The organism is Geomonas anaerohicana (assembly GCF_016458305.1).
Classification (GTDB): Bacteria; Desulfobacterota; Desulfuromonadia; order Geobacterales; family Geobacteraceae; genus Geomonas; species Geomonas anaerohicana.
Genome location: NZ_JAEMHL010000001.1, coordinates 475,026 through 498,497, shown reverse-complemented (window position 1 = coordinate 498,497; position 23,472 = coordinate 475,026). Strand labels below are relative to the sequence as shown.

The window sequence follows — 23,472 nt, the reverse complement described above, 5'->3', positions numbered from 1 at the left end:
GGAAACGCAACGCTGGAGGACTTGCTTTATGATGGAACTGCTGCCACAAGCTTTGACCGACGGGATACTGCTGGGGGGGATCTACATCACCATCGCCATCGCATTCTCGCTCACCTACGGGGTCATGCACGTCATCGACTTCGCCGTCGGGGAATGGATCATGTTCGGGGCCTTCACCGGCTACTACCTGAACAAATGGACCGGCCTCGATCCTTTCCTTTTTCTGCCGGTCATTTTCGTCCTCTACTTCGGGGTCGGCTACGTGATCCAGCCGGTGATCCACCGGGTGCTTTCCGGGACCAAGGGCAACCCCTTCCTGATGGGCCTCGTCTTCACCTTCGGCCTGGCCATCATGTTCCGCGGGCTCGCCCTCACCGCCTTTGGCTTCTACTCGAACTCGATCCCGTCCGCCTTCTCGGAAGGATCGTTCAACCTGGAGCCGCTGGGGCTGACCGTGACCATCCCGACCGTGCGTCTGGTGGGTCTCGCCTACGCGCTGGCGATCACCCTGATCCTGCACTACCTCTTGAAAAAGACCAATTTCGGCCTCGGCGTCCGTGCGCTGGCACAGCACAAGGATGCCGCGGGTCTCATGGGAGTGAACAGCAAGCGCACCGGCTCCTACGTGTACGGCATCTACGTCGGCATCTCGGCCATGACCGGCGTGCTCCTGGGCTGTATCCTCTCCATCGGCGCCCAGATGGGCAACGAGTACACCATCTTCGCCTTCTTCGTGGTGGTGCTCGCCGGCATGGGCTACCTGGCCGGCGTGCCCTGGGCGGCGCTCCTTCTGGGCCTGGTACAGTCGATCTTCATGATCTACTTCAACCCGAGCCACACCCTGCTCGCCGTCTTCGCCATCCTCTACATCATCCTGCTGATTTCCCCGCGCGGGCTGTTCGGCAAGGGGGTCTGACATGAAAAATCGTGGCGCAACCATACTGGCCATCATCGGTGCCGCCCTTTTGATCCTGCCTCTCGTGGTGCATGACACCTTCGTACTGCGTGTCCTCACCGAGGGGGTGATGTGGATCGGGCTCGCCATCGCCTTCGACGTCATCGCCGGCTACACCGGCTACCTGAACTTCGGCCACGGTGCCTTCTTCGGCATCGGCGCCTACACCATCGGCATCCTCATGATGCAGGCGAACCTCCCCTTCTGGGCGGCCCTGCCGGCTGGCGGCGTCGCTGCCGCTATCGTGGCGCTCATCGCCGGCATCCCGACCCTGAGGCTCAAAGGCGCCTACTTCGCCATCGCCACCTGGGCGCTCTCCCGCGCCATTCAGCAGCTCGCCCTGAACGTCGAGTTCACCGGCGGCCCGGACGGCATGCGCCTGGAGGCGTTCCTGAACCCGCAGTTCTTCTACTACCTGATGCTGATCACGGTAGGCGGCACCTTCGCCATCCTCTGGTATCTGCTGGAGCGCGCGCCCTTCGGGCTTAAGCTCAAGGCGATCCGCGAGGACGAGGAAGGCGCCAAGGCGCTGGGCCTCAACCCGACCAAGCTGAAGATGCAGTCCTTCATCCTCTCGGCGCTTCCCACCGGCATCCTGGGCGGCATCTACGCCTACTGGATCACCTTCATCGACCCCTCCTCGACGCTGGGCGACCTGGTCAGCGACCAGGCGGTGGTCATGGTGGTCTTCGGCGGCATGGGGACCCTGTTCGGACCGGCTCTCGGGGCCATCCTGATCTTCGCCTTCAAGACGATCTTCTGGGCCTACCTGTCCGACTTCCAGCTCCTCTATCTCATCATCCTGGGCGCGCTGATCGCGATCAGCGTCATCTTCATACCCAACGGCCTCTGGGGCACCATGGTAAAGCGCAAGGCAGGCGCCGCCAGGCCGCAGCAAAACGCGGAACCGGTATCGGAACCCGCGGCTCTTTCCGCCGTGGCAGCACCGGAAGAGGGGAACTAACTCATGGCTGAACCTATCCTCAAGGTAAATTCGGTAACCAAATGTTTCGGCGGTCTCACCGCCGTGGACGACGTCAGCTTCAGCGTCGAAAAAGGCGAGATCGTCGGCCTCATCGGCCCCAACGGCGCCGGCAAGACCACCCTGTTCAACGTCATTTCCGGCTACTACGCCCCCACCAAGGGGAGCGTGATCTTCCAGGGGAACGACATCTCCGGCAAGCCCCCCTACGACTTAGCGGGAGTAGGGATCGGCCGCACGTTCCAGGTGGTCAAGCCCTTCGCCGGCCTGACCGTGCTGGAGAACGTGACCATCGCCTCCTTCCTTAAGCACCCGAAAAAGGCCGACGCCGAGCGTCACGCCTGGCAGGTGCTGGAGACCACCGGTCTTGCCGACCGCGCCAACGTCTCTGCAGCCGGGCTCACCCTGGCCGGGCGTAAGCGCCTGGAGATCAGCAAGGCGCTGGCACTGGAGCCGTCCTTCCTGCTCCTGGACGAGGTCGTCGCCGGCCTCAACCCGACCGAGGCGGACCGCACCGTCGAGCTGATCATGAAGCTCAAGGCGCAGGGTCTCACCATCCTCATCGTCGAGCACATCATGCGCGTCATCATGAACATCTCGGACCGCCTGGTGGTGCTCAATTTCGGCAAGAAGATCGCCGAAGGGACCCCCTCCGAGGTGTCCAGCGATCCGCATGTCGTTCAAGCGTACTTTGGGGAGGAAGCGGCATGAATCTGCTCGACGTCAACGGCATCTCAGTCAATTACGGGGACATCCAGGCCCTGTGGAACATCTCTTTCTCGGTGGCCAAGGGGCAGCTGGTCGCGCTCATCGGCGCCAACGGCGCCGGCAAGACCACGACCCTCAAATCGCTGTGCGGCCTGATCCCGACCGCCAGCGGCACCATCCACTATGACGGCAAGCTGGTCACCGGCATGCCGGTGCACAAGGTGGTCGACCTGGGCATCACCCTGGTCCCGGAAGGGCGCCAGCTCTTCCCGAAGATGACCGTGGAGGAGAACCTCCTGGTCGGCGCCTACCTGAAGAGGGCACATTCCAAGCGCGCCCAGACCCTGAAGCGGATCTACGAGATATTCCCCAGACTGGAGGAGCGGCGCACCCAGACCGCCGAGACCCTTTCCGGCGGCGAGCAGCAAATGGTTGCCATCGGCCGCGCGCTGATGCAGGATCCCCAGGTGATCATGTTCGACGAGCCGAGCCTCGGCCTGGCGCCGATCATGGTACAGGAGGTCTTCAAGGTAATCCAGGAGCTGCACAACCAGGGGCTCACCATCTTCCTGGTCGAGCAGAACGTGCACCAGACCTTGAAGGTCGCCGACTACTGTTACGTCATGGAAAACGGGCGCATCGTGGGCCAGGGGACCGGCAAGGACCTCGAAGCAGACGAGTCCATCCGCGAAGCCTACCTCGGTTTCTAAGCAGCAACCTGTAGCACCGCTCCTTTCACACCCTCCCTCCGCCCCAGGTCGCCCCGGGGCCGGAGGGATCCTTTTTCCGTTGTCATGACGGGAGGTTTCACATGCAGATCAAGGTAAAACTCTACGCGTCCCTGCGCAGGCAGAAGTTCGACGAAGCGGACTGGGAGATCACCCCGGACCAAAAGATCGCGTCGATCGTGGAGCAGCTGGGACTCGCCAGGCAGGACGTGGGCACGGTGCTCGTCAACGGCCTGCACGCGGGATGGGACGAGACGGTAGCGGAGGGGGACGTCGTTTCCTTCCTGCCGCGCATGGGCGGAGGGTAGTAGCAAATCCCCCTAGATCCCCCTTTGACAAGGGGGACTTTCGATCACCACCTTAAGACCAGGGGGACAGGCACCTGTCGGAGCCAGTCCCCTACAGTCCATCAACTATATTTTTGCGGAGCTACGATATGAGCGAAAAAACCATCAGCAACAATCCGGAAAGCGTCATCTATAAACGCTGCACCGTCGACCTTGCCAGCGGCACAACCACCTTCGCCCAAGTCCCCTGCAAAAACCTGGAAGACGTGCTGGGCGGCTTCGGCAGGAGCTTCCAGATCCTCGCCGAGCGCGACATCGCCGAGGCCTACTGCCCGGAGAACCCGGTGATCCTCAACACCGGCCTCTTGACCGGCACCAGCATCATGACCGGCATGCGCAGCTACTTCTCCGGCTACAGCCCGTTAAAGCAGTCCGGCACGGGACGCCCCGGCGCCATGTGGTCCACCGGCAGCGGCAACTTCGGCAACAAGTTCAAGTGGACCGGGCTGGACGAGGTGATCTTCGAGAACCGCTCCGACAAGCCGGTCTACGCCCTGTTGAAGGAAGGGGCCAACGGCCCCGAGGTCGAGCTGAAGCCGGCCGACCACCTGGTCGGGCTCACCGGCCACGCCAAGATCATGGCGCTGTACCAGGAGTACCCGGAGGCCCACTTCGCCGCCATCGGACCCGCCGGCGAGAACTGGCAGAACAACTACATGGGCGCCGTGGTAATGAGCACCGACAACGAGCTGAAGTCGGGCGAGCCCAAGAGCCGCTTCGCCGGCCGCGGCGGCATGGGGAGCCTTTTGGGGTACAAGAACCTCTTGGCCGTGGTGGCGCTCAGCTCAGACAAGCTGCAGAAGATCACCCCGGAAATCCGCGACGTGAACCGCGACATCCTCAAAAGCGGCGGCAGCGCCCGCTTTCAGCCGGCGAGCCAGGGTGGCGGCGGCGGGACCTGGGCCAACATCGAGGTGCTCCAGGTCTTCCACGCGGTCCCGCTCAACAACTTCCGCCCCAAGGGCAACGACGACGTGGAGCGGCTGTTCCGTGACGAGGTTGAGAAGGAATTCGACATCGCCACCGAGGCCTGCCACCGCTGCGGCATCCGCTGCCACAACAACCTCTTCTACAAGAACGAGGACGGCAGCCGCGGCAAGCTGGCGGCCAAGTTCGACTTCGAGCCGCTCATCCTGTTCGGCTCCAACCTGGGCGTACACGAGCCTGCCAAGGTCTGCGACCTGATCCACCGCTGCGACCTCCTGGGCATGGACGCCATTTCGCTCGGGACCACCATTTCCTACGTGCTCGACTACAACGAGCGTCACCCGGACAAGCCGCTCTTCAACGGCGCCACCTTCGGAGACTACGAGAAGATCGCGGAACTGATCGAAGGGGCAGGCCGCGGCACCCTCCCCGGCATCGCCCGCGGCGTGAAGCGCCTCTCCGAAGAGACCGGCGAGACAGCCTACGCTATGCACGTGAAGGGCCTGGAACTCCCAGCCTACCTCCCGGACACCAATCCCGGCTACATGTTCGCCATCGCCGGCGGCCACATGTCCATGGGAACCCACATGATGCTCGCCAAGGAAGGAAAACACTCCCTTGATGAGTGGACCCAGGCTATCACCACCGCCGGGCTCTTCCAGGTCGGCTACGACATGATCGGCCTGTGCAAGTTCGTCGGGGTCGGCATCGGGCACAACATTATCGTGCGGGCACTGAAAGAGGCCGCGGGACTGGAGATTGCCTCCGCCGACATCCTCGCCGCCGTGCGGCGGGCCTACCTGCGCGGCCTGGCACTGGAGCTGCGCCAGGGGTTCCACGAGGAGAAGGAGTACACCCTCCCCTCGCAGGTCATGAACGACCCGAACCCCAAGGTCACGCTGCCGAAATTCATCACGAATGAATTCCTGGGTGAGCTGCGCCAGCGCGTCTGGAGTATTTTCAAACCGGAAATGGAAGGACTGCTGCCGGTCCAGGGGGAGTGACATGTGCGCCGCCGAGGGGAATGTGCTCGCCGCTGTTGACCGCCTGATCGGGGCCAACGAGGGGTGCACCAGGGACAACCTTGCCTGGCTCCAGGGCCAGATGGACTCCTACTTCTTCATCACCATGCAGGAGGAAGCCGAGGCGGTGCACGCGCTGGCGGTGGGGCTGAGAACATTGGCCCACAACCAGAAGCTCACCGTGGCGGACCGTGCGAAGACGCTGATCCTCGCCCGTCTGAACCAGCCCGGCTCGCTGTACGACACCCTGCGCACGCTGCAGGAGCGCGACATCTCCTACGCCGAGTTCACCCACTCGCGCGGCCTCGTACCGGGCTTGGAGCAGGGGCTCGAGGTGCAGCGCTTCGACTTCGACCGTAAGGAGCATGGCGAGATCGCCAACGCGCCGGCGCCGGCGATCCCCCCCGCCATAAAAGAGGGGATCGTCCAGGCGCTGCAAAGCCGCTATTCGCTGTTCGACATGAACCAGCTCGATCCGCTTCTGCGACTCTTGTGGCTCAACAATGAACAGTACGTGCGCATCTCCCCCCCGAACCGGGTGGCCCAGCTCCTCTGGGTCTTCCAGGAGGGTAACCGCCAGGGGGGGATCTTCCTCGACGTCGAGCAAACCGAGGACTCCGGCCCCGATGCCGAAACCCGCGTCCTCTTCGCGGTCGGCAACCCGCCCCAGAACGACTTCCTGCTGCAGACCATGGAGGTTTTCAACCGGCTCGACTTCGGGGTGCAGCGCGCCTACTGCCTGACCATCTCCAACGGCGTGCATCCCTACTTCCTGGGCACCTTCTACGTCAGAAAGCGCGGCGGCGAAGCACTTCTTTCCAAGGGGAGCGAACTCTTCGACCGGCTGCAGATGGAGCTCTACAACACCCAGATCCTCTCCACCGCCTCGACGACCTACCGCAGGTTCGTAACCACCCAGGTGATGACCGGGGAAGAGGCGAGCCTGGTGAACGCCTTCATCGCCTTCTGCCACACCAACCTGGCCCATCACCACCCCGACCCCTTTAGCCACGAAGAGGTGCGGCTCGCGTTCCACTCCCACCCGGACATCGCCCTGCAGCTCGCCAAGCTGTTTAGGACCCGTTTCCAGCCGGGGTTATCCCTGCGCGAGGAGTTCTACAAGAAGACCCTGGAAGAGACGGTCCGCTTCGTCGAGTCGTACAACACCGGGCACCGCTACATCGACGACCTGCGCCGCTCCATCTTCCGCTGCGCCATTGCCTTCATCCGCAACACGCTGAAGACCAACTTCTACGTGCGTGAGAAGCATGCGCTGGCCTTCCGGCTCGACCCGGCCTACCTTGCCGAACTGGCGCCCGAGTTCACCGCGGACCTGCCGCCGGAGCTGCCGTTCCGCATCACCTTCTTCTTCGGACGCTACGGCTGTGGCTACCACATCGGCTTCTCCGACATCGCCCGCGGCGGCTGGCGCACCATCATCACCAAGAATCGCGACGACTACGTCACCTCGGCGAGCACCCTGTTCCGCGAGGTCTACGTGCTGGCGCACACCCAGCACCTGAAGAACAAGGACATCTACGAGGGCGGCTCGAAGATGGTGGTGGTGCTCGACGCCGCCCGCCTCGAGGCACACGACCTCTCCACGCAGCGCCTGTACAAGCTGCAGTTCGGCTTCATCAACGCCTTCCTGGACATCTTCGTCACCGACGGCGGCCGGGCCCGCGACCCGCGTGTCGTGGACTACTACGGCGAGGACGAACCGATCGAAATCGGCCCCGACGAGAACATGCACGACGTGATGATCGAGATGATCGCGCGCCAGTCGCTGAAACGGGGCTACCTGCTCGGCATCGGCCTCATATCCAGCAAGCGGGTCGGCATCAACCATAAAGAGTACGGCGTCACCTCCACCGGCGTGATGCAGTTCGCCGAGACCACCATGCGCGAGCTGGGGATCGACATCCGGCGCGACCGCTTCAGCGTGAAACTGACCGGCGGCCCCAGCGGCGACGTGGCCGGCAACGCCCTGCGCATCATGCTGGAGCGCTCCCCGCAGGCCTGCATCAAGCTGATCCTGGACGGCAGTGGCGCCATCTTCGACCCGGAAGGTATGGACCATGAGGAACTGGCCCGCATCGTCCTGAAGCAAGACCTCGATGCCTTCGACCCCAAACGTCTGCACCCGGGCGGCTTCATCCTGTACCGCAACCAGCGCCGCACCGACGGCCTGCGCGAACTGTTCAAGCGGGCAGTGAGCACGGGCCTGGGCGTCGAGGAGCAGTGGGTCACCACGGACCAGTTCCACCGCGAGTTCGGCAACCTCCTCTTCTCCGTCCCCACCGACCTCTTCATCCCGGCCGGCGGGCGCCCGGAGACCATCGACGCCGAGAACTGGGCGCGCTTTTTCCGCGAGGACGGCACACCCACCACCCGCGCCATCGTCGAGGGGGCCAACTCCTTCATCACGCCGGAGGCGAGGACCCAGATGCAGCGCCGCGGCATCGTCATCATGCGCGACGCCTCGGCCAACAAGTGCGGCGTCATCTCATCCTCCTACGAGATCATTGCCAACCTGATGCTCTCCGAGGAGGAGTTCCTGCAGCACAAGGAACGCTACGTCGGCGATGTGCTGCAGATCCTTGAGCAGCGGGCCCGCGACGAGGCGCAGCTCATCTTCCGGCGCCACCGCGAGGCCGGGAGCAGCTTCACCTACACCGAGATTTCCGAGGCGATCAGCCACGAGATCAACGGGCACTACGCGCGGCTCTTCTCCTTCTTCCAGAGAAACCCGGAGTTGTGCGACGAGCAGGTATTCCGGCAGGCTATTTTGGCGCACCTCCCCGCCATGCTGCGCGAGCCCGAGTACCGCACCCGGCTGGACCGCCTGCCCGCCAAGTGCCGTTACGCCATCCTTGCCGCCGAGATCGCCTCGTCGCTGGTCTACCGCGGCGACCAGGAGGCGGACTTCAAGGAGATGATCAAGGGGCACCTGCTGCGCAATTTCGCCGCCTTGGACAGGACTTTACCGACCACATCCGCAGCACCAGCGACCGAGCACGTCACGCTCACTTATCAAGGAGGCGCAACCTGATGGAGCTGAAACAGATTCTTGTGTTCATGGATGATCCCGACCATTCCGCCGACCGGCTCGACCTCGCCCTCAACCTCGCCAAGCGGCACCGCGCGGGGTTAATCGGGCTCAAGGTACAGCCGCACCACCTGCTCCCGCTGCGCCGGGACCACGACCAGGACACCACCGAAGAACTGGCGCGTCTCTTCAGCGAGAAGATCGCTGCCGCCGACGTGAAGGGCGAATGGGTCACTGTCGACGCCAAGGTGCTGGGGGGTGTGGTCGAAGCGATCAACCACTACGCCACCTTCGCCGACCTCGTCGTCGTGGGGCAGAGCGAGCACGGTTCCTCCGAGCGCCGCGCCACCGATTTCCTCCCGGAGAAGGTGGTCTTCGGTTCCGGCAAGCCGGTCCTGATCGTCCCTTACACCGGCAAGTACAGCAGCGTTGGCGACAAGGTCCTGGTGGCCTGGAAATCGGGGCGTGAGTCGTCCCGTGCACTCACCGACGCCGTTCCCTTCCTGAAGGCCGCTGCGTCCACCCACATCTTCGAAGTCAACCCGAGCCAGGGAGAAGAGGCGGACCTGGAGAGCCTGCGCCGCTATCTCGCCGCGCACGGCGTCAAGGCAGAGGTCGAAACCAGCCTCATCACCGAACTGCATGTGGGCGACGTGCTCCTGAACCGCATCTCGGACGAGGGGAGCGATCTCCTCGTGATGGGCGCCTACGCCGATCTGCACTTCGGCAACTACGTGCTGGGCGACGTCGCCAAACACGTGCTAAACCACATGACCATCCCGGTCCTCATGTCGCATTGATGGAGAGGATCGTCTTTCTGGATCGCGGCGGCATCTCGGTGCCGCTGCGCACCCCGTGCTTCCCGCACCAGTGGCAGGAATACACGGACACGCGAGCCGATGAGGTGGTGGAGCGTCTTGCCGATGCGACCATCGCCATCACGGACCAGGTCGCCATCACCGCCGAGCACCTGGCGGAATTGCCGAATCTGCGCCTGATCGCCGTCGCCGCCACCGGGGTGGACCACGTCGATGTTGACGTCTGCCGCCACCAGGGAATCGCGGTGACCAACGTGCGCAACTGGTCGGTGAGCGTCCCGGAACACGTCTTCTCCCTGATCCTTGCCCTGCGGCGCAACCTGCTTGCCTACCATGACGTGGTCCAGGGGGGCGCCTGGCAGCGTTCGGAAGGATACCTGGTTCAGGTGGAGCCGATGCCGCGGTCGCTTTCCGGGGCCAAGCTCGGCATCATCGGGGTAGGCGCGCTGGGGAGCGCGGTGGCAGCGCTGGGAGAGGCCTTCGGCATGGAGGTGCTCTACGCGGAAAGAAAGGGAGCGGTGGAAGTGCGCGCCGACCGGACGCCGTTCGAGGAGGTTCTGGCCCAGAGCGACGTACTGGTGCTGCTCTGCCCCCTTACCGAGGAGAGCCGCGGCATGATTGGGGAGGCGGAGCTTAAATCGATGCCGCGCCACGCGATCCTGGTCAATTGCGGCCGGGGCGGGCTGCTGGACGAAGCGGCGCTGGCCAAGGCATTGGAGGAAGGCGTAATCGCCGGTGCCGGGCTCGACGTCCTGACCCAGGAGCCGCCACGTGACGGTTCTCCCCTGCTGGACCTGAAACAGCCCAACCTGATCGTCACGCCGCACGTGGCCTGGATCAGCGACCGTTCCCTGGCCACCCTGGCCGAGCAGGTGATCGGGAACGTGGAAGGTTTCGTTCTCGGCCACCCGCGCAACCTGGTGGTCTGACACAAAAAAAGCCGGGCATCCCTTGGGGAGCCCGGCTTCGTTTTTTTCATGTTTTGTCTGCTTATTCGCCGTAGACGTGCAGCTTGTACTCACCGAAGATACCGAGGACGTTTTTGCCTTCCCAGTCCACGGTGGAAACCTTGCTGATGCCACCGTTTTTCTTGGCGGTCTCGATGCTGCAATCGCCGGTAGCCACGAGGCCCAGCACGCTCTTGCACTCGGCAGTGCCGTGCTTTCTCTCGCCGCCGTTTGCGGTAGCCGCAACCGGAAGCTTCAATTCGGTGTAGAGGGCGCCCATCGGGAAAGGAGAGGCACAACCGGACATGATCCCAAAACCAGCCAACAGACCTGCATAAAGAATCTTCTTCACTGCTTCCTCCTCATAACAAAATTTTTCATCTCACGTCCCCGAGGTCACCGCAGCGTCAGCTTTCGCTACGACTGACAATGATCTTGACAACTTAACGCGGGAGACCATAGCACGCGTGAAACATATATTCAAGTTTTTGAAAGTATTTTTTCGATTTGCCTGAGGGAAGAACAAGGTAGACGACTTAGGTTTTTTATCAATTTGACTAATTGGCGGCACGTGTATAACATCTGGCATGGAGAAGCGCACGCCACATTACCCGCTGTCACTTATCCAGGCCATGGTGGCCGATCCACAAAGTCGGCCTTTCACGGTGACCGCCCTTGCGTGGCGGGCTGGCTCTCGGGCTGACGGAAGCTGAGATGCGGCAAGTCGTGTGTACCTTGAGAAGGCAGAATTTCTACAAGTCCATGACAACCTTCGCTGACCCGAGACAATGGCAGGATGTTTATCATTGCACAACCGACACGGGTGTTGTCGTCTATATAAAGGTAACTTGGTCTGAAGAGGGTCCGCCCGTGATCCAATTCAAGAAGAAATGAGAGGTTGATTATGAAGTGCCCAGCGTGTGGCAAGGATATGGTGGCAGAAGTTCGTGAAGAGACCCTTCGGTACGGAGGAGAAGTAATGACCTTGACCGGAATGCGGGGACAGTTCTGCAGCGCCTGCGACGAGGGGGTCTGGGATGAGCAAAGCTATCGCCGCTATACGGAAGCGCAGGACATGTTGCTGCGTACAGTTAAAGAGGACGTCAGTTCCGATATCAGGCGAATAAGGAAGGAATTAAAGCTGACGCAATCCGAATTGGCTGAAGCGTTCGGTGTAGGTAAAGTGGCATTTTCACGTTACGAAAGAGGCGAAACCCGCCCCCCCGCTCCCGTAGTGAAGCTCCTAAAACTAATCGAAAGGCACCCGGAGTTGCTCAAGGAAATGCAAGAATTGCCGTTGCAGGGCCGTTTCTCCCGGGACCTACCCACTCGCCCCCAACGCAGGAAAACAGCCCCGGCCCCTTGACCTCACGGGACCGCCGAGCCTAGCCCAGTTGCTTCACTGTTCACGCCCACACATCTGCACATACTTCTTCACCGTACGCCGATCGAGCTGGGTGCGGCGGGAGACTTCTTCGTAGGTGCCATGGGTGTCGTAGAGAAGCCCGCAGTAGGCGGCTAACACTTCCTCGGCGTTGAGCGCGCCGTCCCTGAGCCCTGCGGCCAGACGCTCCATCGCATCCCCCTTCCCCTTTTCCCGCTGCACGCCCTGGTAGCGACCGGTGAGGATGATCCGCTTCACGGCCTGCTCCAACTCCCTGACGTTGCCCGGCCAGTCGTACTCCCGCCCCACATCGCGCTGCAACACCTTCTGCACCAATTGCCGCTCCCGCCCCGAAACGGGCTGTCCGGCGATGCGACGCAGGATCGCATCCAAAAGGTGCTCCAACTCTGCGGGCTCCTCCTGCAGACGCTGGCGCAGGGGCGGAATGGTGACCACGTCGGAGCATAGACGGTAGTAAAGGTCTTCCCGGAACTTCCCGTTGACCATCATCTCGTCGAGAGGCCGGTTGGTGGCCGCCACGATGCGGCCGCTGAAGCGCCGGGGCTCGTGGCTCCCGACCGGAAAGAAAACCCGCTCCTGCAACACCTGCAAGAGCTTGATCTGCACAGGGATGCTGACGTCTCCGATCTCGTCCAGGAAGATGACACCATGCGGGGCGCAACGGCTGAAAAGCCCCTCGTGGTTCTCGACGGCACCGGTGAAGGAACCCTTCTTGTGGCCGAAGAGTTCGGATTCGAGCACCCCCTCGGAGTACTGAGAAAGGTTGATGGCCACGAAGTTGCGGGTGAAGCTCTCGCTGAAGCCGTTCCGGGCCGGGTCGTAGGGGATGAAGCCGGAGCGCCCGATAGCGGCCGCAGCAGCCCCCTTGCCGGTCCCCGTCTCCCCGAGCAGCAGGATAGAAAACTCCTCCATGCGGTTCCACAGCCCTGCCTCGAACCAGCGCACGTCGTGGGTAAAGACGCAGTCCCAGAGGTGGCGGCGCAGCGCTTTCATGGAAGGTGAGCTCCCCACCAGCCCGTTCCTTATGAAGTAAAAGGCGCGGCGCAGTTGGTAAAATACGGCAAAGGTCCGCTCCGCCTCTTCAGTGGTAAGGCCGAAACCGGACAACTCCTCCAAGGCCTGCCGGGCGAAGCTGACGCGGCAGGGCTTGTCTCCCTCCTGCAACTGCGCCTGGATGAGCCGGTCGAAGTGATCGACGTGCCGGTGAAAAACGTGGAACAGGCAGAACCGGCGCAGCACCTCGCGCCGGTTATCCCGCTGCCCCTTCAGATCCGCCAGCCCGCGCCGGCGCAGGCTCTCCACCTGCGTCGCTACCCGGCTCAGCACCGACTCCAGGATCTCTTCAGACGAAGACCCGCGCGGCGCGCCTCCGATGGCGAAATCGAGATCGCCCCTGGTCTCGCCGAAAGGATTGGCAAAGGCGGCCCGCGCAACTGTTTCCAGGAAAGCCCATTCTTGATCAGTCATTTTGGTAGCAGTCATACATTTTATGTATTATCTATGTACACCAAATGTCAAGCTGTGTTTACAGCACGAAGCGGCCTCTTTTCGACTACCAGCACAGAATCAGACAGTTACACCTGCACTCTTCGTTGTTCCACAATTGGCATAGTATCTGTAAAAGAAGGCTCTATCAGCGGATGGTGTTGCAAGGGATAGCAGAAGGGACTGGCTCCGTTAGGTGCCTGTCCCTCTTGCGGTACGCTCCTTTCAGCTCAGCCTGCTTCCCTAGGCATTAAGGGGCAGCATTAAGGGGGACAGGCACCTGGCGGAGCCAGTCCCCTTCCCAAAACCGACCTAGCAGGAGAATGACATGGACACCACCACAGCAAAAGGCATCATCGACATCCACTGCCACACCGCCGGCATCGGTGCGGGAAACAGTGGCTGCTTCATCTCACCCGCCATGCGCAGGAGCTGGAGATACAGAGTGTTCCTGAAAGCCTTCGGCGTGACGGAACAGGAACTGCTCAAGGAAGGGGACGGGCTGGTCATGCGGCGCACGTCGCAGAGCCTGATCACCTCGAAGCGGGTGACTGCAGCGGTCATCCTGGCCATGGACGGCGCTGTGGACGACAAGGGGAAACTGGACCGCTCGCAGACCGAGATGTTCATCCCCAACGAGTTCGTGGCGGCGGAGACGGCCAAATACCCGAACCTCCTTTTCGGCGCCAGCATCAATCCCCTGCGCCGCGACGCGCTGGAGCGCCTGGAGCGGGCGGCGGCGGACGGCGCGGTGCTGGTGAAGTGGCTCCCCTCCATCCAGCACTTCGACCCGGCCGACCGGAGCCTGACGCCGTTCTACCTGAAACTTGTGGAGCTTGGCTTGCCGCTGCTCACCCACACCGGCTCGGAGAAATCCTTCACCGCAGTCCGCAACGAACTGGCGGACCCGGAGCGTCTGAGGCTGCCGCTCAGCCTCGGCGTCAACGTCATCGCTGCCCACGCGGCCAGTAACGGTAGAAACCACGGCGAGAGCAACCACCGCCGCTTCCTCAGACTCTGCGGCGAGTACGCCAACCTGTACGCGGACATCTCCGCGCTCACGCAGTTGAACCGGCTGACCCACCTGCAGCGCCTGCTCAAGCACCCGGAACTGTTCGGCCGGCTCCTCTACGGCACCGACATGCCCATCCCCAACACGGCGGCGGTCACCCCCTTGGGGTTCCCTAACCGGCTCTCGCCGCGGCGCATGCTGCAGATCGCGCAGGTCCCCAACCCGTGGGACCAGGACGTCGCCCTCAAGGAAGCGCTGGGCGTCCCGGAGCAGATCTTCTTTAACGCCAATTCGATCATCAGGCTTTAGCCCAGGAGCACCGCCATGAGCACCGACACCACCTCATCGAAATCATTCGCCTGGCTCAACACCACCCAGTTCCTCGGGGCGCTGAACGACAACATCCTGAAGCTGTTGATCATCTTCTTCCTGATCGGCAGCCACGGGCGCGCCCATGCCGGCGCCGTCACCGCCACGGTAGGCGCGGCCTTCGTGCTCCCCTTCCTGCTCTTCTCGGCACCGGCCGGTTGCCTCGCCGACCGGTTCCCGAAAGCGAAGCTGATCGTGAACGTGAAGCTGGTCGAAGTCCTGGTGACGCTCTTGGCGGTCGCGGCCTTCGCCCTGCGCCTGGAGCAGGCCCTCTACCTGGTCGCCTTCCTGATGGCCGCCCACAGCACCTTCTTCGCTCCCGCGAAGTACAGCATCCTCCCGGAATTGGTGGCCAAGGAAGAACTCTCCCGGGCCAACGGGGCTATGGAATCCTGCACTTTCATGGCGATCATCGTCGGCACCGGACTGGCCTCCGGATTGGCCCAACTGGTCGACGGACGTTTCTGGGTGGCAGCGCTTTTCTGCCTCGCCATCGCGGTCGCCGGCCTCTGCTCGGCCCGCCTGATCGGGAAGAGCGAGCACTGCGACGCCAACCACCCGGTGGCGCTGCTCCCGACCGAGATCCTGCGCACCATCAGGGGCGTGAGCCGCGACCGCCACCTCATGCTCGCCATCATCGGGTTGGCCTGGTTCATGTTCATCGGTGCCTTCGCCCAACTCAACCTGATCGGCTACGGCATGGAGCGGCTCGGGCTCTCGGAGACCCATAGCGGTTACCTCTTCCTGGCGGCGGCGCTCGGTATCGGTCTCGGCTCGCTGCTCGCCGCCAAGCTCTCCGGCCGCGACGTCGAGTTCGGCATCGTCCCGCTGGGCGCCGCCGGCCTCACCCTGTCACCGTGGCTGCTGCACGTACTGCCGGCCAGCCTCCCGGTCAGCCTCGCCGTCATCGTCTGCTTCGGCATCTCCGCCGGCGTCTTCAGCCTGCCGCTGCAGACCTTCATCCAGCTGCGCGCCGACGCCTCCATGCGCGGCGAAGTACTGGCGGCCTCGACCTTCATCAACTGGATCGGCATCCTGTTCGCCTCGGGCCTCACCTGGCTCTTCAGCGGGCCGCTGGGACTCTCCGCCGCGCAGGGGTTCAGCATCATAGGGGCGCTGACCTTGGCGCTCACCATCCTTTCCTTCCGGATCCTACCGGACTTTCTGCTCCGCTTCATCGCCTTGGTGACCATGCGCATCTTCTACCGCCTGCGCATTATCGGCCAGGACAACCTGCCCGTGGAGGGGCCGGCCCTTCTGATCCCCAACCACGTCACCTGGGTCGACGCGCTGCTCCTCACCGCCACCTGCCAGCGCCGCATCCGCTTCGTCATGGAACGCAGCATCTACAACACGCCGGTGCTGCGCGGCCTGTTCAAACTCATGGGGGTGATCCCGGTTTCCTCGACCGACGGCAGGCGCGAGATGCTGGAATTCATCAAGCGGGCCCGTGCCGCCCTGGACGAAGGGTACATGGTCTGCATCTTCGCCGAAGGCGCCCTGACCAGGAACGGCATGCTGGGCGAGTTCCGCGGCGGCTTCGAGCGCATCGTGAAGGACAGCGGCCACCCGATCATCCCGGTCTACATCGGCGGCGCCTGGGGGAGCATCCTCTCCTACGCCCACGGCAAACTCCTGTCGCGGCTGCCCGCGTTCTCCCCGTACCCGGTAACCATCCTGTTCGGCACGGCGATGCCCGCCACCAGCCCCGCCGTCGAGGTGCGCCAGAAGGTAGCCGAACTCTCCTGTGACTACTTCGCCTCCCGCAAGGAGCAAAGGAGGCCGCTGCCGGAATACTTCATCCGCACCGCACGCCAGTACTGGAGCCGCCGCGCCGTGGCAGACACCTCCGGCAAAGACCTGAACTACGGCCGCACCCTGGTCGGCGCCGTGGCGCTGGCGGGCAAGCTGGAGCGACTGATCGGTCCCGAGGAGCATGCGGGGCTTCTGCTCCCCGCGTCAGCGGGCGGGGTGCTGGCCAACCTGGCGCTCTCCATGCTGGGGCGGGTCACCGTCAACCTCAACTTCACCGCCTCCGAGGCGTCCCTGCGCTCCGCAATCGATCAATGCGGCATCCGTACCGTGATCACGTCGCGCAGTTTCCTGGAAAAGATGCCCACGCTGCCGCAGCTGGAAGGAATGATCTGCCTGGAGGACATCGCCCCGACCATCTCAGGACTGGACAAGCTCGTCGCCCTCTTCAAGGCACGCCTCTTCCCGGCGTCGCTACTGTGCCGGAGCAACGGCTTCCACGCCGACAAGAGCGCCACCGTCATCTTCTCCTCGGGGAGCACCGGCGAGCCCAAGGGGGTGATGCTGAGCCACCACAACATCATGTCCAACATCGAGGCGCTGCGCATGGTGTTCCGGGTGGACCTGAACGACAACATCTGCTCCGCCCTCCCCTTCTTCCACTCCCTTGGCTTCACGGCGACGCTCTGGTTCCCGCTCACCAGCGGCTTCTCCGCGGCATACCACCCGAACCCGCTCGACGGCGAGAAGATCGCCCAGGTGGTGCGGGAGCACAAGTCGACCCTGCTCCTGGCGACGCCGACCTTCCTGCTTTCCTACCTGCGTCGCGCCAAGCGCGAGGACTTCGCCTCGCTACGGCTGGTGATCACCGGCGCCGAGAAGCTGAAAAGCAAGGTGGCCGACAGCTTCGAGGAGAAATTCGGGGTGCGCCCCATGGAAGGGTACGGCGCGACGGAGCTTTCCCCGGTCATCTCGCTGAGCCTGCCGGACGTGGAGATCGACGGGGTGCGCCAGCTGGGTGCCAAGGAGGGGAGCGTCGGGCACCCGATCCCGGGCGTGGCGATCCGCGTGGTCGATACGGAAAGCGGCGCCATCCTCAAACCGGGGCAAACCGGGATGATCGAGGTGAAGGGACCAAACGTGATGGTGGGCTACCTCGGGAAAGAGGAACAGACCGCAGCGGTGGTGCGGGACGGCTGGTACGCCACCGGGGACCTCGGCATCATGGACGATGACGGCTTCATCAGGATCACCGACCGCATCTCGCGCTTCAGCAAAATCGGCGGCGAGATGGTCCCGCACGGCGCGGTGGAGGACGAGCTGCACGGCAGGCTGGGGCAGACCGGGATCCTGGCGGTAACCGCGGTCCCGGACGAGAAAAAGGGAGAGCGGCTGGTGGTGATCTACACCCGCGGCACCACCGATGCGGCCACCCTGGCCCGGCTTCTCTCCGAGAGCGAGCTCCCCAACCTCTGGAAGCCTGGACGCGACGGCTATATCGAGGTGGAGAGCCTTCCCATCCTCGGCACCGGCAAGCTCGACCTGAAGGGGCTCAAGGAACTGGCGCTCGCGGCAACAAATTAGTTGTCACGGCAGTAAAGTGCCGGTATCTTTGCCGCGTTTGGCTGATACTCACTATCCGTCCATCCCCTCGCCCCCTGGGAGAGGGTGGCCGAAAGGCCGGGTGAGGGCGCTGCCACTCGGCAACAGAGTCAATCATCGCAACGCCTTCACCCCAGCCCTCTCCCGGAGGGAGAGGGAGCTCTGCTGGAGGATTTCAATGAAACTGCGGCTCTACATCCTACTCGCTTTGCTCATCACCCTTTCCTGCGCCCTCCCCGTCCGCGCCGGCGACTCGCTTAAAGACCTGGCACAAAAGGGGCTTTGCAGCGAAGGCGAGTCCAATAAAACCTGCGCCGGGCACTTCCTGGCCGCGCACGGCTGCGGCAAGGCATCGGTCGAACAGGGGCTGACCAGGGAACTGACCGAGTTCCGCACCCTGGCGGAAGAGGCCCTTTCGCTAAGGGCCGAGACCATCAAGACCGGCGTGCGCATCAAGCAGGAGATGGACCAGGGCAAGCCGCTCACCGGCGACGACCTCGCCCTCATCAACCAGGGGATCATCCAGCACATGGCGCTGCGCCAGAAACTGCTCGCCCTGGCTGAGGCGCACGAGTGTTGGCTGGATGCCGGCGAGAAGGAGATGGCTACGCTCGGCATCACCCCGGAAAGCCGGCTGAAAGGCGTGATGCTCTCGCTCTCTTCGGCCCTGGTCCTCTACGACAACTACCTGCTCGCCGTGTCCCTGTTCGAAGGGGACAGCAAACTGCGCCGCATCCTCAACGAACGCGATCCCGGCTACGCGGTGAGGAGCGCCGAGCTCGCCAAGGTGACCATGAGCTACGACTCCATCTCCAACCGGCAAAGGGTACGCAAGGCCATCAAGTTCTACGAGAAGCAGATCCGCAAGTCTCCTTTCTCGTCGGACACGCTGGCCATGGACTACGTCTCCACGCTGATCAAGCAGAGCCCCTCCTACGATATGGTGAAGAAGTGGTCGCCGTTCTACGTGGTGGGGCGCAAGCTCGGCTTCTTCGGAGCGGTGACCACCGACACGGTGCTCGGGCTGGAGCGGGAAGGAACCAGCCTGTTCAGCATGATCTTCGGCAATGCGGTGGGACTGGTCGAAACCCGCAAGGGGAAGCTTTATGGCCGCGAGGACGTGCGGACCGAAATGCAGAAGACGCTGCAAGCTGGGGATATCCTGCTGGAGAAGACACCCTTCCGTCTGACCGACAAGCTTATCCCTGGCTACTGGGGACATGCTGCGGTCTGGACCGGCAGCGAGGCGGAGCTGAAGGATCTGGGCATCTGGGATCACCCCGTGGTGCGCCCCTACCAGGAGCAGATCAGAAGCGGCCATGAGGTGGTCGAGGCGCTGCGCTCCGGCGTCGAGATGAACACCGTGCAGCACTTCCTCAACATCGACAGCATCGGCATCATGCGCAAGACCGGGGCCACCCGCTCCGAGCGAGCCAACATGGTGATCCAGGCGTTGCGCCAGGTGGGCAAGCCGTACGACTTCAACTTCGACGTGGAGTCCAAGGGGCGGGTCTACTGCTCCAAGCTGGTTTACCTGAGCTACAGCGGGATCGACTGGCCCACCAAGAAATCGCTCGGGCGCACCACCTTCACGCCCGACGACGTGGCCATCAAGGCGGTCAAAGGTGGATCGCTACAACTGGTGACCTTCTACCACGAGGGGAGCCGGGTTACGGGCAACCAGTTGGACACCATGGCCAAGCTGATGGGAGTCAATAATGGGAGCCAAGCGGCACGATGATTCCCCCTCCCCAGCCCTCCCCCTCCGGGGGCGGGAGGAAATAGGAAAAGGGGACAGGCACCTGGCGGAGCCAGTCCCCTTTTCGCGCTGCAGGAGCCCCCGCGTCCCCCCCTTGTGAAAGGGGGGACAGGGGGGATTTGCCTTACTAAACCCTGTGGATCAGCGCCCCGCGATGCTGCACGGTGCGGGCGTACTGGACGGCGGGCTTGCCGAAGGCCATGCAGTAACCGAGGGTATGATCCTCCGGAATCCCCAGGGTCGCCTGCGCTTCCGGCACCAGGTCGGCGATGGCGATCTTGGCGAGCCCGTCCCAGACGGTCCCGACGCCGTTGGTCTGGGCGAAGAGTTCGAAGTAGCTGAGCGCGATGACGCAATCCTGCAGCGGCGATACGGCCTTGCTCGACACCGACGCCACCAGCAGGTGCGGAGCCCCGCGGAACAAAACGTCCACTCCCTGCTCCTCCCAGAGCTTCACGAAGTCTGCGAAGAAGGCGAGTCCTTCGGGAAGAGCGTTATCCTGCACCAGGCGCTTGATGCCTGCCAGGAGTTCCTCGCGGAACGCGGCCAGCTTATCGCGGTCGTCGATAACGGTGAAACGGACCTGCCGGGTGTTGACCCCGGTCGGCGCGTGCCACGCCACTTCGAGGAGCCGCTGCATCAGTTCCGGCTCCAGGTTCTCCGGCTTGTAGCGACGCACCGAGCGGCGCCCCTTGATCAGGGTCTCAAGTCGCGCCGGGTCCGGGCGCCAGTCGCCGGTGAGCGGCGTGCTCTTCCCCGGGTCCAGCCCGAGAATGGAAACCGCGCCGGTCGGGCAGACCGCGAAACAGTGCTGGCAGCGGTAGCAGCCCGCTTCCTTCTCCGCGGTGATCAACGGAAACCCGTCTGCCGTGTCGATGACGTGGGCCGGGCAGTCGGCGACGCACAACCCGCAACGGGTACATGTATCTTTGGCAACCTTGAAATCGAGCATGGTCTCTCCTCAAAATCCTAAGTGCAATAAGTCAAAAGCAGTTACGCAAAGGACACGAAGGGTGCGCGAAGAACGCGAAGAGAATCTGAATACCGGGTTAAAAGCCTTATGCTTTCCCCAAATAAAGATTTTCCTTTGAGTTCTTCGCGGATACTCAGCGTTCTTTGCGTAACCGCTTTCAGGTTCCAAGTTTTTCCGGCTTACCTGATGAAGTTGGTCATTACCTTCGCTTCACGCTCCGGCTCGGGTACGACGCCTTTGCCGTTTTCCAGGAGCTTCAGGAGCCAGACCATATTCTTACCCAGGACGCGCATGATCTGCATACCTTCGCCGTCCTGCAGCGCCTCGCCCGGCGTCCTGCCGTGAATGACGTTCCAGTAGTTGGAGGTAGGCAAAAGCATCTCGGAGTAGTTAAGGAAATGGTTCAGTTCGTCGAAGGTGGTGACCCCGCCCGAGCGGCGCACCGCCACGACGGCCGCCCCCACCTTGTGACGCAACAGGCCGCCGTTGACACCGGCGACGAAGAAGGCACGGTCCAGGAAGGACTTCATGGTGCCGCCGACACCGGAGTAATGTACCGGGGAACCGATGATGATGCCGTCGGCCTCTTTCATCTTCTGCACCCACTCGTTAACCTCGTCCTTGATGGCGCACTGCTCATCCTGGTTCTTCACACACTGGTAACAGGCGATGCAGCCGCGAATGGCCTTGTTGCCCACATGGACGATTTCGGTCTCGATTCCTTGTTGCTCAAGTTCCGCGGCGACCAGCTTGATGGCGTGGTAGGTGTTTCCTTCCTTGTTGGGGCTGCCGTTGAATGCGACGACTTTCATATCTGCTCCTCCCGTTGAGCCGGTCTGGGTGAACCGGACGCTTTTCTTTTTTTGCCGGATGGGCTATATAGGACCATTAGTTCCAAATCGTCAATAACGAACTTTTTTGAAACGTAGTACCTGTAACGAAACACAGTACCTTTTTGGAAACCACGACAAAGGCGGGGAAACTATGCAGCAGAATCAAGCGGCAGCGGAGCTTATGACACTAAGGGACAGGGAGTACAAGTGCGGCATCGACGTGACGCTGGCGCTCGTCGGCGGTAAGTGGAAAGCCTCCATCCTGTGGCACCTGGCGCAGGAGACCATGCGCTTCTCCGACCTGCAGCGGCAGTTCTCCGACACCACCAGGAAGATGCTCACCCAGCAGTTGCGCGAACTGGAGATGGACGGGCTGGTGCACAGAAAGGTCTACCCACAGGTCCCGCCCAAGGTGGAGTACTCGTTGACCGAACAGGGGCGGACCATCTTCCCCATCCTGGAAATGATGTGCGACTGGGGACGCAACTACGCGCAGACTGGCAGCCAGGCCTAGCGTACCCGAAGCAGACACAAAAGAAGAGCCCCTCCCGATACCGGGAGGGGCTCTTTGCGCTTCTGATAAAGTTGCCGAAGCGTTCCCGCCCCCTGAGGGGGAGGGACAGGGAGGGGGAGCGTAGCGGCTCGATCCGGCTTCCCCCCTCCCAGCCTCCCCCCTCCAGGGGGAGGTGCACTTTCTCGCCGACAAGACACCGCAGCAGGCGGGGTCGGGGGCTAATCACGTGCGGCATCAGCGGCCGCGGTCATCTCTATCCTGGCCGCGTCCACGTTCCGGACCGCCGCCACGCTCACCACCTCCACCTCTTTCCATCCTTTCCATCGGCATGCGCTCCTGCATCCGCTCCTGCCGCTCCATCCGCGGCTCATGCCGGGGCTCCATCGGCCTTGGCTCGACACCTTGCGGTGCACGCGGTTCCATCCTCATCGGCGCCTGGCGCTCATGTTCCGGGCCACGATGCATCTGTGCCGGTGGTGCCGCTGCCGGCCCTCTCATATCGGGGCGTTCCTGCCGGGGTGCCGGTGCCGGCGGACGTTGTTCTACAGCTCTCATGTGCTGACGCACCGCGGGGTTGCGCGGCTCGTAGCGGTAGCTTTCCCTGTTCAGCCGGCGCTGTTGATCGAGGGCCGGATAGCGGTCACCGGAGTAGCTGCGCTGGTAAGTGGGGAGCGGCGCCCGTCTCGGGGCACGGCTGCGGTCCCAGCGGTCCCAGCCATGACGGCGCTCTTCCCAACCGCGTCCCCAATGCCGGTCCCAGCGCGGCGGTCTATCCGGCACCCAGCCGCGGAAATAGGGGGGCGGTTCACGATAGTAGCGCACCGGGACGCGCAGGATGTAGACCGGCACCACGTACGGGTCGACCAACGCCCAAGGGCCGTTGTACCAGGAACTCGCATACCAGGCATCGTTCCAGAAGACCCAGTACATGCCGTCGTAGAAGAAGTAGTTGCCGTAGACGTTGGGTGCATAATAAACGGGATAGCCGGGGATCGGTCTCAGATCCGGATAGACCGGCAGGTTGATCCCTATGCTCACGTTGGGGAGACCGATGCCTATGCCAACGCTCACCGAGGCTGTCGCAGTCGTTGCCAGACAGAACAACAACCCCAGTACAATGAAGCCATAACGCAATCTTCGCATGTCGTCCTCCATCCTCTCAGTAGGTGTTGTAGGTAGCTCATAGGGCGCATCTTTGTGTGCTGCACCGACTAACAGCATACCACAAAGTGCCTGATGCAGCCAAAACAGCGAACTCCGTGCAGAGCCCTTGTGTCCCGGTGGA

20 protein-coding genes are annotated in these 23,472 nt (G+C 62.8%); 15 read left to right on the top strand and 5 right to left on the bottom strand.

The window, feature by feature from the left end; all coding sequences use genetic code 11:
- The first annotated feature begins 28 nt into the window (after window positions 1-28).
- From JFN91_RS02075 to JFN91_RS02035, 9 genes are all read left to right on the top strand, one after another.
- A complete protein-coding gene (locus JFN91_RS02075) occupies window positions 29-916 on the top strand; it encodes a branched-chain amino acid ABC transporter permease (RefSeq protein WP_236014871.1) in 888 nt (295 codons plus the stop codon).
- A gap of 1 nt (window position 917) precedes the next feature.
- Window positions 918-1,919 carry a branched-chain amino acid ABC transporter permease gene (locus JFN91_RS02070; protein WP_199387549.1) on the top strand — a complete coding sequence of 334 codons (1,002 nt, stop codon included), beginning with the start codon at window positions 918-920 and terminating at the stop codon, window positions 1,917-1,919.
- A gap of 3 nt (window positions 1,920-1,922) precedes the next feature.
- On the top strand, window positions 1,923-2,648 hold the full coding sequence (locus JFN91_RS02065) for an ABC transporter ATP-binding protein (protein WP_199387548.1): 726 nt from the start codon (window positions 1,923-1,925) through the stop codon (window positions 2,646-2,648).
- On the top strand, window positions 2,645-3,355 hold the full coding sequence (locus JFN91_RS02060; RefSeq protein ID WP_236014870.1) for an ABC transporter ATP-binding protein: 711 nt from the start codon (window positions 2,645-2,647) through the stop codon (window positions 3,353-3,355). Before JFN91_RS02065 ends, JFN91_RS02060 begins: the two co-directional genes overlap by 4 nt.
- Window positions 3,356-3,456: 101 nt before the next feature.
- Window positions 3,457-3,681: a MoaD/ThiS family protein gene (locus tag JFN91_RS02055; RefSeq protein WP_199387547.1), complete on the top strand. Its 225-nt coding sequence runs from the start codon at window positions 3,457-3,459 to the stop codon at window positions 3,679-3,681.
- Between the two features lie 128 nt (window positions 3,682-3,809).
- Window positions 3,810-5,651: an aldehyde ferredoxin oxidoreductase C-terminal domain-containing protein gene (locus tag JFN91_RS02050; RefSeq protein ID WP_199387546.1), complete on the top strand. Its 1,842-nt coding sequence runs from the start codon at window positions 3,810-3,812 to the stop codon at window positions 5,649-5,651.
- A gap of 1 nt (window position 5,652) precedes the next feature.
- Window positions 5,653-8,721, top strand: coding sequence for an NAD-glutamate dehydrogenase domain-containing protein (locus JFN91_RS02045; RefSeq protein ID WP_199387545.1), 3,069 nt, complete (start codon window positions 5,653-5,655; stop codon window positions 8,719-8,721).
- The gene (locus JFN91_RS02040; protein WP_199387544.1) at window positions 8,721-9,518 is read left to right on the top strand and encodes a universal stress protein; all 798 of its coding nucleotides are present in this window, start codon (window positions 8,721-8,723) and stop codon (window positions 9,516-9,518) included. Before JFN91_RS02045 ends, JFN91_RS02040 begins: the two co-directional genes overlap by 1 nt.
- Window positions 9,518-10,465 (top strand): D-2-hydroxyacid dehydrogenase, encoded by a 948-nt coding sequence (locus tag JFN91_RS02035; RefSeq protein WP_199387543.1) that lies wholly within the window; start codon window positions 9,518-9,520, stop codon window positions 10,463-10,465. Before JFN91_RS02040 ends, JFN91_RS02035 begins: the two co-directional genes overlap by 1 nt.
- 61 nt (window positions 10,466-10,526) lie before the next feature.
- Here JFN91_RS02035 and JFN91_RS02030 read toward each other — a convergent pair whose 3' ends face one another.
- The gene (locus JFN91_RS02030) at window positions 10,527-10,835 is read right to left on the bottom strand and encodes a TRL-like family protein (protein ID WP_198424602.1); all 309 of its coding nucleotides are present in this window, start codon (window positions 10,833-10,835) and stop codon (window positions 10,527-10,529) included.
- A gap of 362 nt (window positions 10,836-11,197) precedes the next feature.
- Between JFN91_RS02030 and JFN91_RS22460 the strand changes: the two genes are divergently transcribed.
- Together JFN91_RS22460 and JFN91_RS02020 are read left to right on the top strand one after the other, a co-directional pair.
- Window positions 11,198-11,377 (top strand): type II toxin-antitoxin system MqsR family toxin, encoded by a 180-nt coding sequence (locus JFN91_RS22460; RefSeq protein ID WP_407932145.1) that lies wholly within the window; start codon window positions 11,198-11,200, stop codon window positions 11,375-11,377.
- Window positions 11,378-11,387: 10 nt separating this feature from the next.
- Window positions 11,388-11,849: a type II TA system antitoxin MqsA family protein gene (locus JFN91_RS02020; protein ID WP_199387541.1), complete on the top strand. Its 462-nt coding sequence runs from the start codon at window positions 11,388-11,390 to the stop codon at window positions 11,847-11,849.
- Window positions 11,850-11,882: 33 nt separating this feature from the next.
- On the opposite strand, the gene JFN91_RS02015 is transcribed toward JFN91_RS02020, so the two are convergent.
- On the bottom strand, window positions 11,883-13,355 hold the full coding sequence (locus JFN91_RS02015; RefSeq protein ID WP_199387540.1) for a sigma 54-interacting transcriptional regulator: 1,473 nt from the start codon (window positions 13,353-13,355) through the stop codon (window positions 11,883-11,885).
- Between the two features lie 346 nt (window positions 13,356-13,701).
- Here JFN91_RS02015 and JFN91_RS02010 point away from each other — a divergent pair, with 346 nt between their 5' ends.
- The 3 genes from JFN91_RS02010 (at window position 13,702) to JFN91_RS02000 (ending at window position 19,849) form a co-directional block, all read left to right on the top strand.
- Complete coding sequence (locus JFN91_RS02010; protein WP_199387539.1) at window positions 13,702-14,694, top strand: amidohydrolase family protein; 993 nt, start codon at window positions 13,702-13,704, stop codon at window positions 14,692-14,694.
- A gap of 15 nt (window positions 14,695-14,709) precedes the next feature.
- Entirely contained in the window at window positions 14,710-18,090 is a 3,381-nt protein-coding gene (locus JFN91_RS02005) for an acyl-[ACP]--phospholipid O-acyltransferase (protein WP_199387538.1), read from the top strand.
- Window positions 18,091-18,286: 196 nt separating this feature from the next.
- Window positions 18,287-19,849 (top strand): YiiX/YebB-like N1pC/P60 family cysteine hydrolase, encoded by a 1,563-nt coding sequence (locus JFN91_RS02000; protein ID WP_199387537.1) that lies wholly within the window; start codon window positions 18,287-18,289, stop codon window positions 19,847-19,849.
- 145 nt (window positions 19,850-19,994) lie between these two features.
- Here JFN91_RS02000 and JFN91_RS01995 read toward each other — a convergent pair whose 3' ends face one another.
- Window positions 19,995-20,819, bottom strand: coding sequence for a nitroreductase family protein (locus tag JFN91_RS01995; RefSeq protein WP_199387536.1), 825 nt, complete (start codon window positions 20,817-20,819; stop codon window positions 19,995-19,997).
- A gap of 200 nt (window positions 20,820-21,019) precedes the next feature.
- Window positions 21,020-21,652, bottom strand: coding sequence for a flavodoxin family protein (locus JFN91_RS01990; protein WP_199387535.1), 633 nt, complete (start codon window positions 21,650-21,652; stop codon window positions 21,020-21,022).
- Between the two features lie 172 nt (window positions 21,653-21,824).
- Here JFN91_RS01990 and JFN91_RS01985 point away from each other — a divergent pair, with 172 nt between their 5' ends.
- Entirely contained in the window at window positions 21,825-22,187 is a 363-nt protein-coding gene (locus JFN91_RS01985) for a winged helix-turn-helix transcriptional regulator (RefSeq protein WP_199387534.1), read from the top strand.
- A gap of 234 nt (window positions 22,188-22,421) precedes the next feature.
- Here the strand turns inward: JFN91_RS01985 and JFN91_RS01980 are convergent, their stop codons facing one another.
- Window positions 22,422-23,330 (bottom strand): hypothetical protein, encoded by a 909-nt coding sequence (locus tag JFN91_RS01980; RefSeq protein ID WP_199387533.1) that lies wholly within the window; start codon window positions 23,328-23,330, stop codon window positions 22,422-22,424.
- Window positions 23,331-23,472 lie beyond the last annotated feature (142 nt).

Bases quoted from the DNA above. Each gene is read 5' to 3' on its own strand.
- JFN91_RS02075 (WP_236014871.1), top strand. From the start codon at position 29: ATGATGGAACTGCTGCCACAAGCTTTGACCGACGGGATACTGCTGGGG.
- JFN91_RS02070 (WP_199387549.1), top strand. From the start codon at position 918: ATGAAAAATCGTGGCGCAACCATACTGGCCATCATCGGTGCCGCCCTT.
- JFN91_RS02065 (WP_199387548.1), top strand. From the start codon at position 1,923: ATGGCTGAACCTATCCTCAAGGTAAATTCGGTAACCAAATGTTTCGGC.
- JFN91_RS02060 (WP_236014870.1), top strand. From the start codon at position 2,645: ATGAATCTGCTCGACGTCAACGGCATCTCAGTCAATTACGGGGACATC.
- JFN91_RS02055 (WP_199387547.1), top strand. From the start codon at position 3,457: ATGCAGATCAAGGTAAAACTCTACGCGTCCCTGCGCAGGCAGAAGTTC.
- JFN91_RS02050 (WP_199387546.1), top strand. From the start codon at position 3,810: ATGAGCGAAAAAACCATCAGCAACAATCCGGAAAGCGTCATCTATAAA.
- JFN91_RS02045 (WP_199387545.1), top strand. From the start codon at position 5,653: ATGTGCGCCGCCGAGGGGAATGTGCTCGCCGCTGTTGACCGCCTGATC.
- JFN91_RS02040 (WP_199387544.1), top strand. From the start codon at position 8,721: ATGGAGCTGAAACAGATTCTTGTGTTCATGGATGATCCCGACCATTCC.
- JFN91_RS02035 (WP_199387543.1), top strand. From the start codon at position 9,518: ATGGAGAGGATCGTCTTTCTGGATCGCGGCGGCATCTCGGTGCCGCTG.
- JFN91_RS22460 (WP_407932145.1), top strand. From the start codon at position 11,198: ATGCGGCAAGTCGTGTGTACCTTGAGAAGGCAGAATTTCTACAAGTCC.
- JFN91_RS02020 (WP_199387541.1), top strand. From the start codon at position 11,388: ATGAAGTGCCCAGCGTGTGGCAAGGATATGGTGGCAGAAGTTCGTGAA.
- JFN91_RS02015 (WP_199387540.1), bottom strand. From the start codon at position 13,355: ATGACTGATCAAGAATGGGCTTTCCTGGAAACAGTTGCGCGGGCCGCC.
- JFN91_RS02010 (WP_199387539.1), top strand. From the start codon at position 13,702: ATGGACACCACCACAGCAAAAGGCATCATCGACATCCACTGCCACACC.
- JFN91_RS02005 (WP_199387538.1), top strand. From the start codon at position 14,710: ATGAGCACCGACACCACCTCATCGAAATCATTCGCCTGGCTCAACACC.
- JFN91_RS02000 (WP_199387537.1), top strand. From the start codon at position 18,287: ATGAAACTGCGGCTCTACATCCTACTCGCTTTGCTCATCACCCTTTCC.
- JFN91_RS01995 (WP_199387536.1), bottom strand. From the start codon at position 20,819: ATGCTCGATTTCAAGGTTGCCAAAGATACATGTACCCGTTGCGGGTTG.
- JFN91_RS01990 (WP_199387535.1), bottom strand. From the start codon at position 21,652: ATGAAAGTCGTCGCATTCAACGGCAGCCCCAACAAGGAAGGAAACACC.
- JFN91_RS01985 (WP_199387534.1), top strand. From the start codon at position 21,825: ATGCAGCAGAATCAAGCGGCAGCGGAGCTTATGACACTAAGGGACAGG.
- JFN91_RS01980 (WP_199387533.1), bottom strand. From the start codon at position 23,330: ATGCGAAGATTGCGTTATGGCTTCATTGTACTGGGGTTGTTGTTCTGT.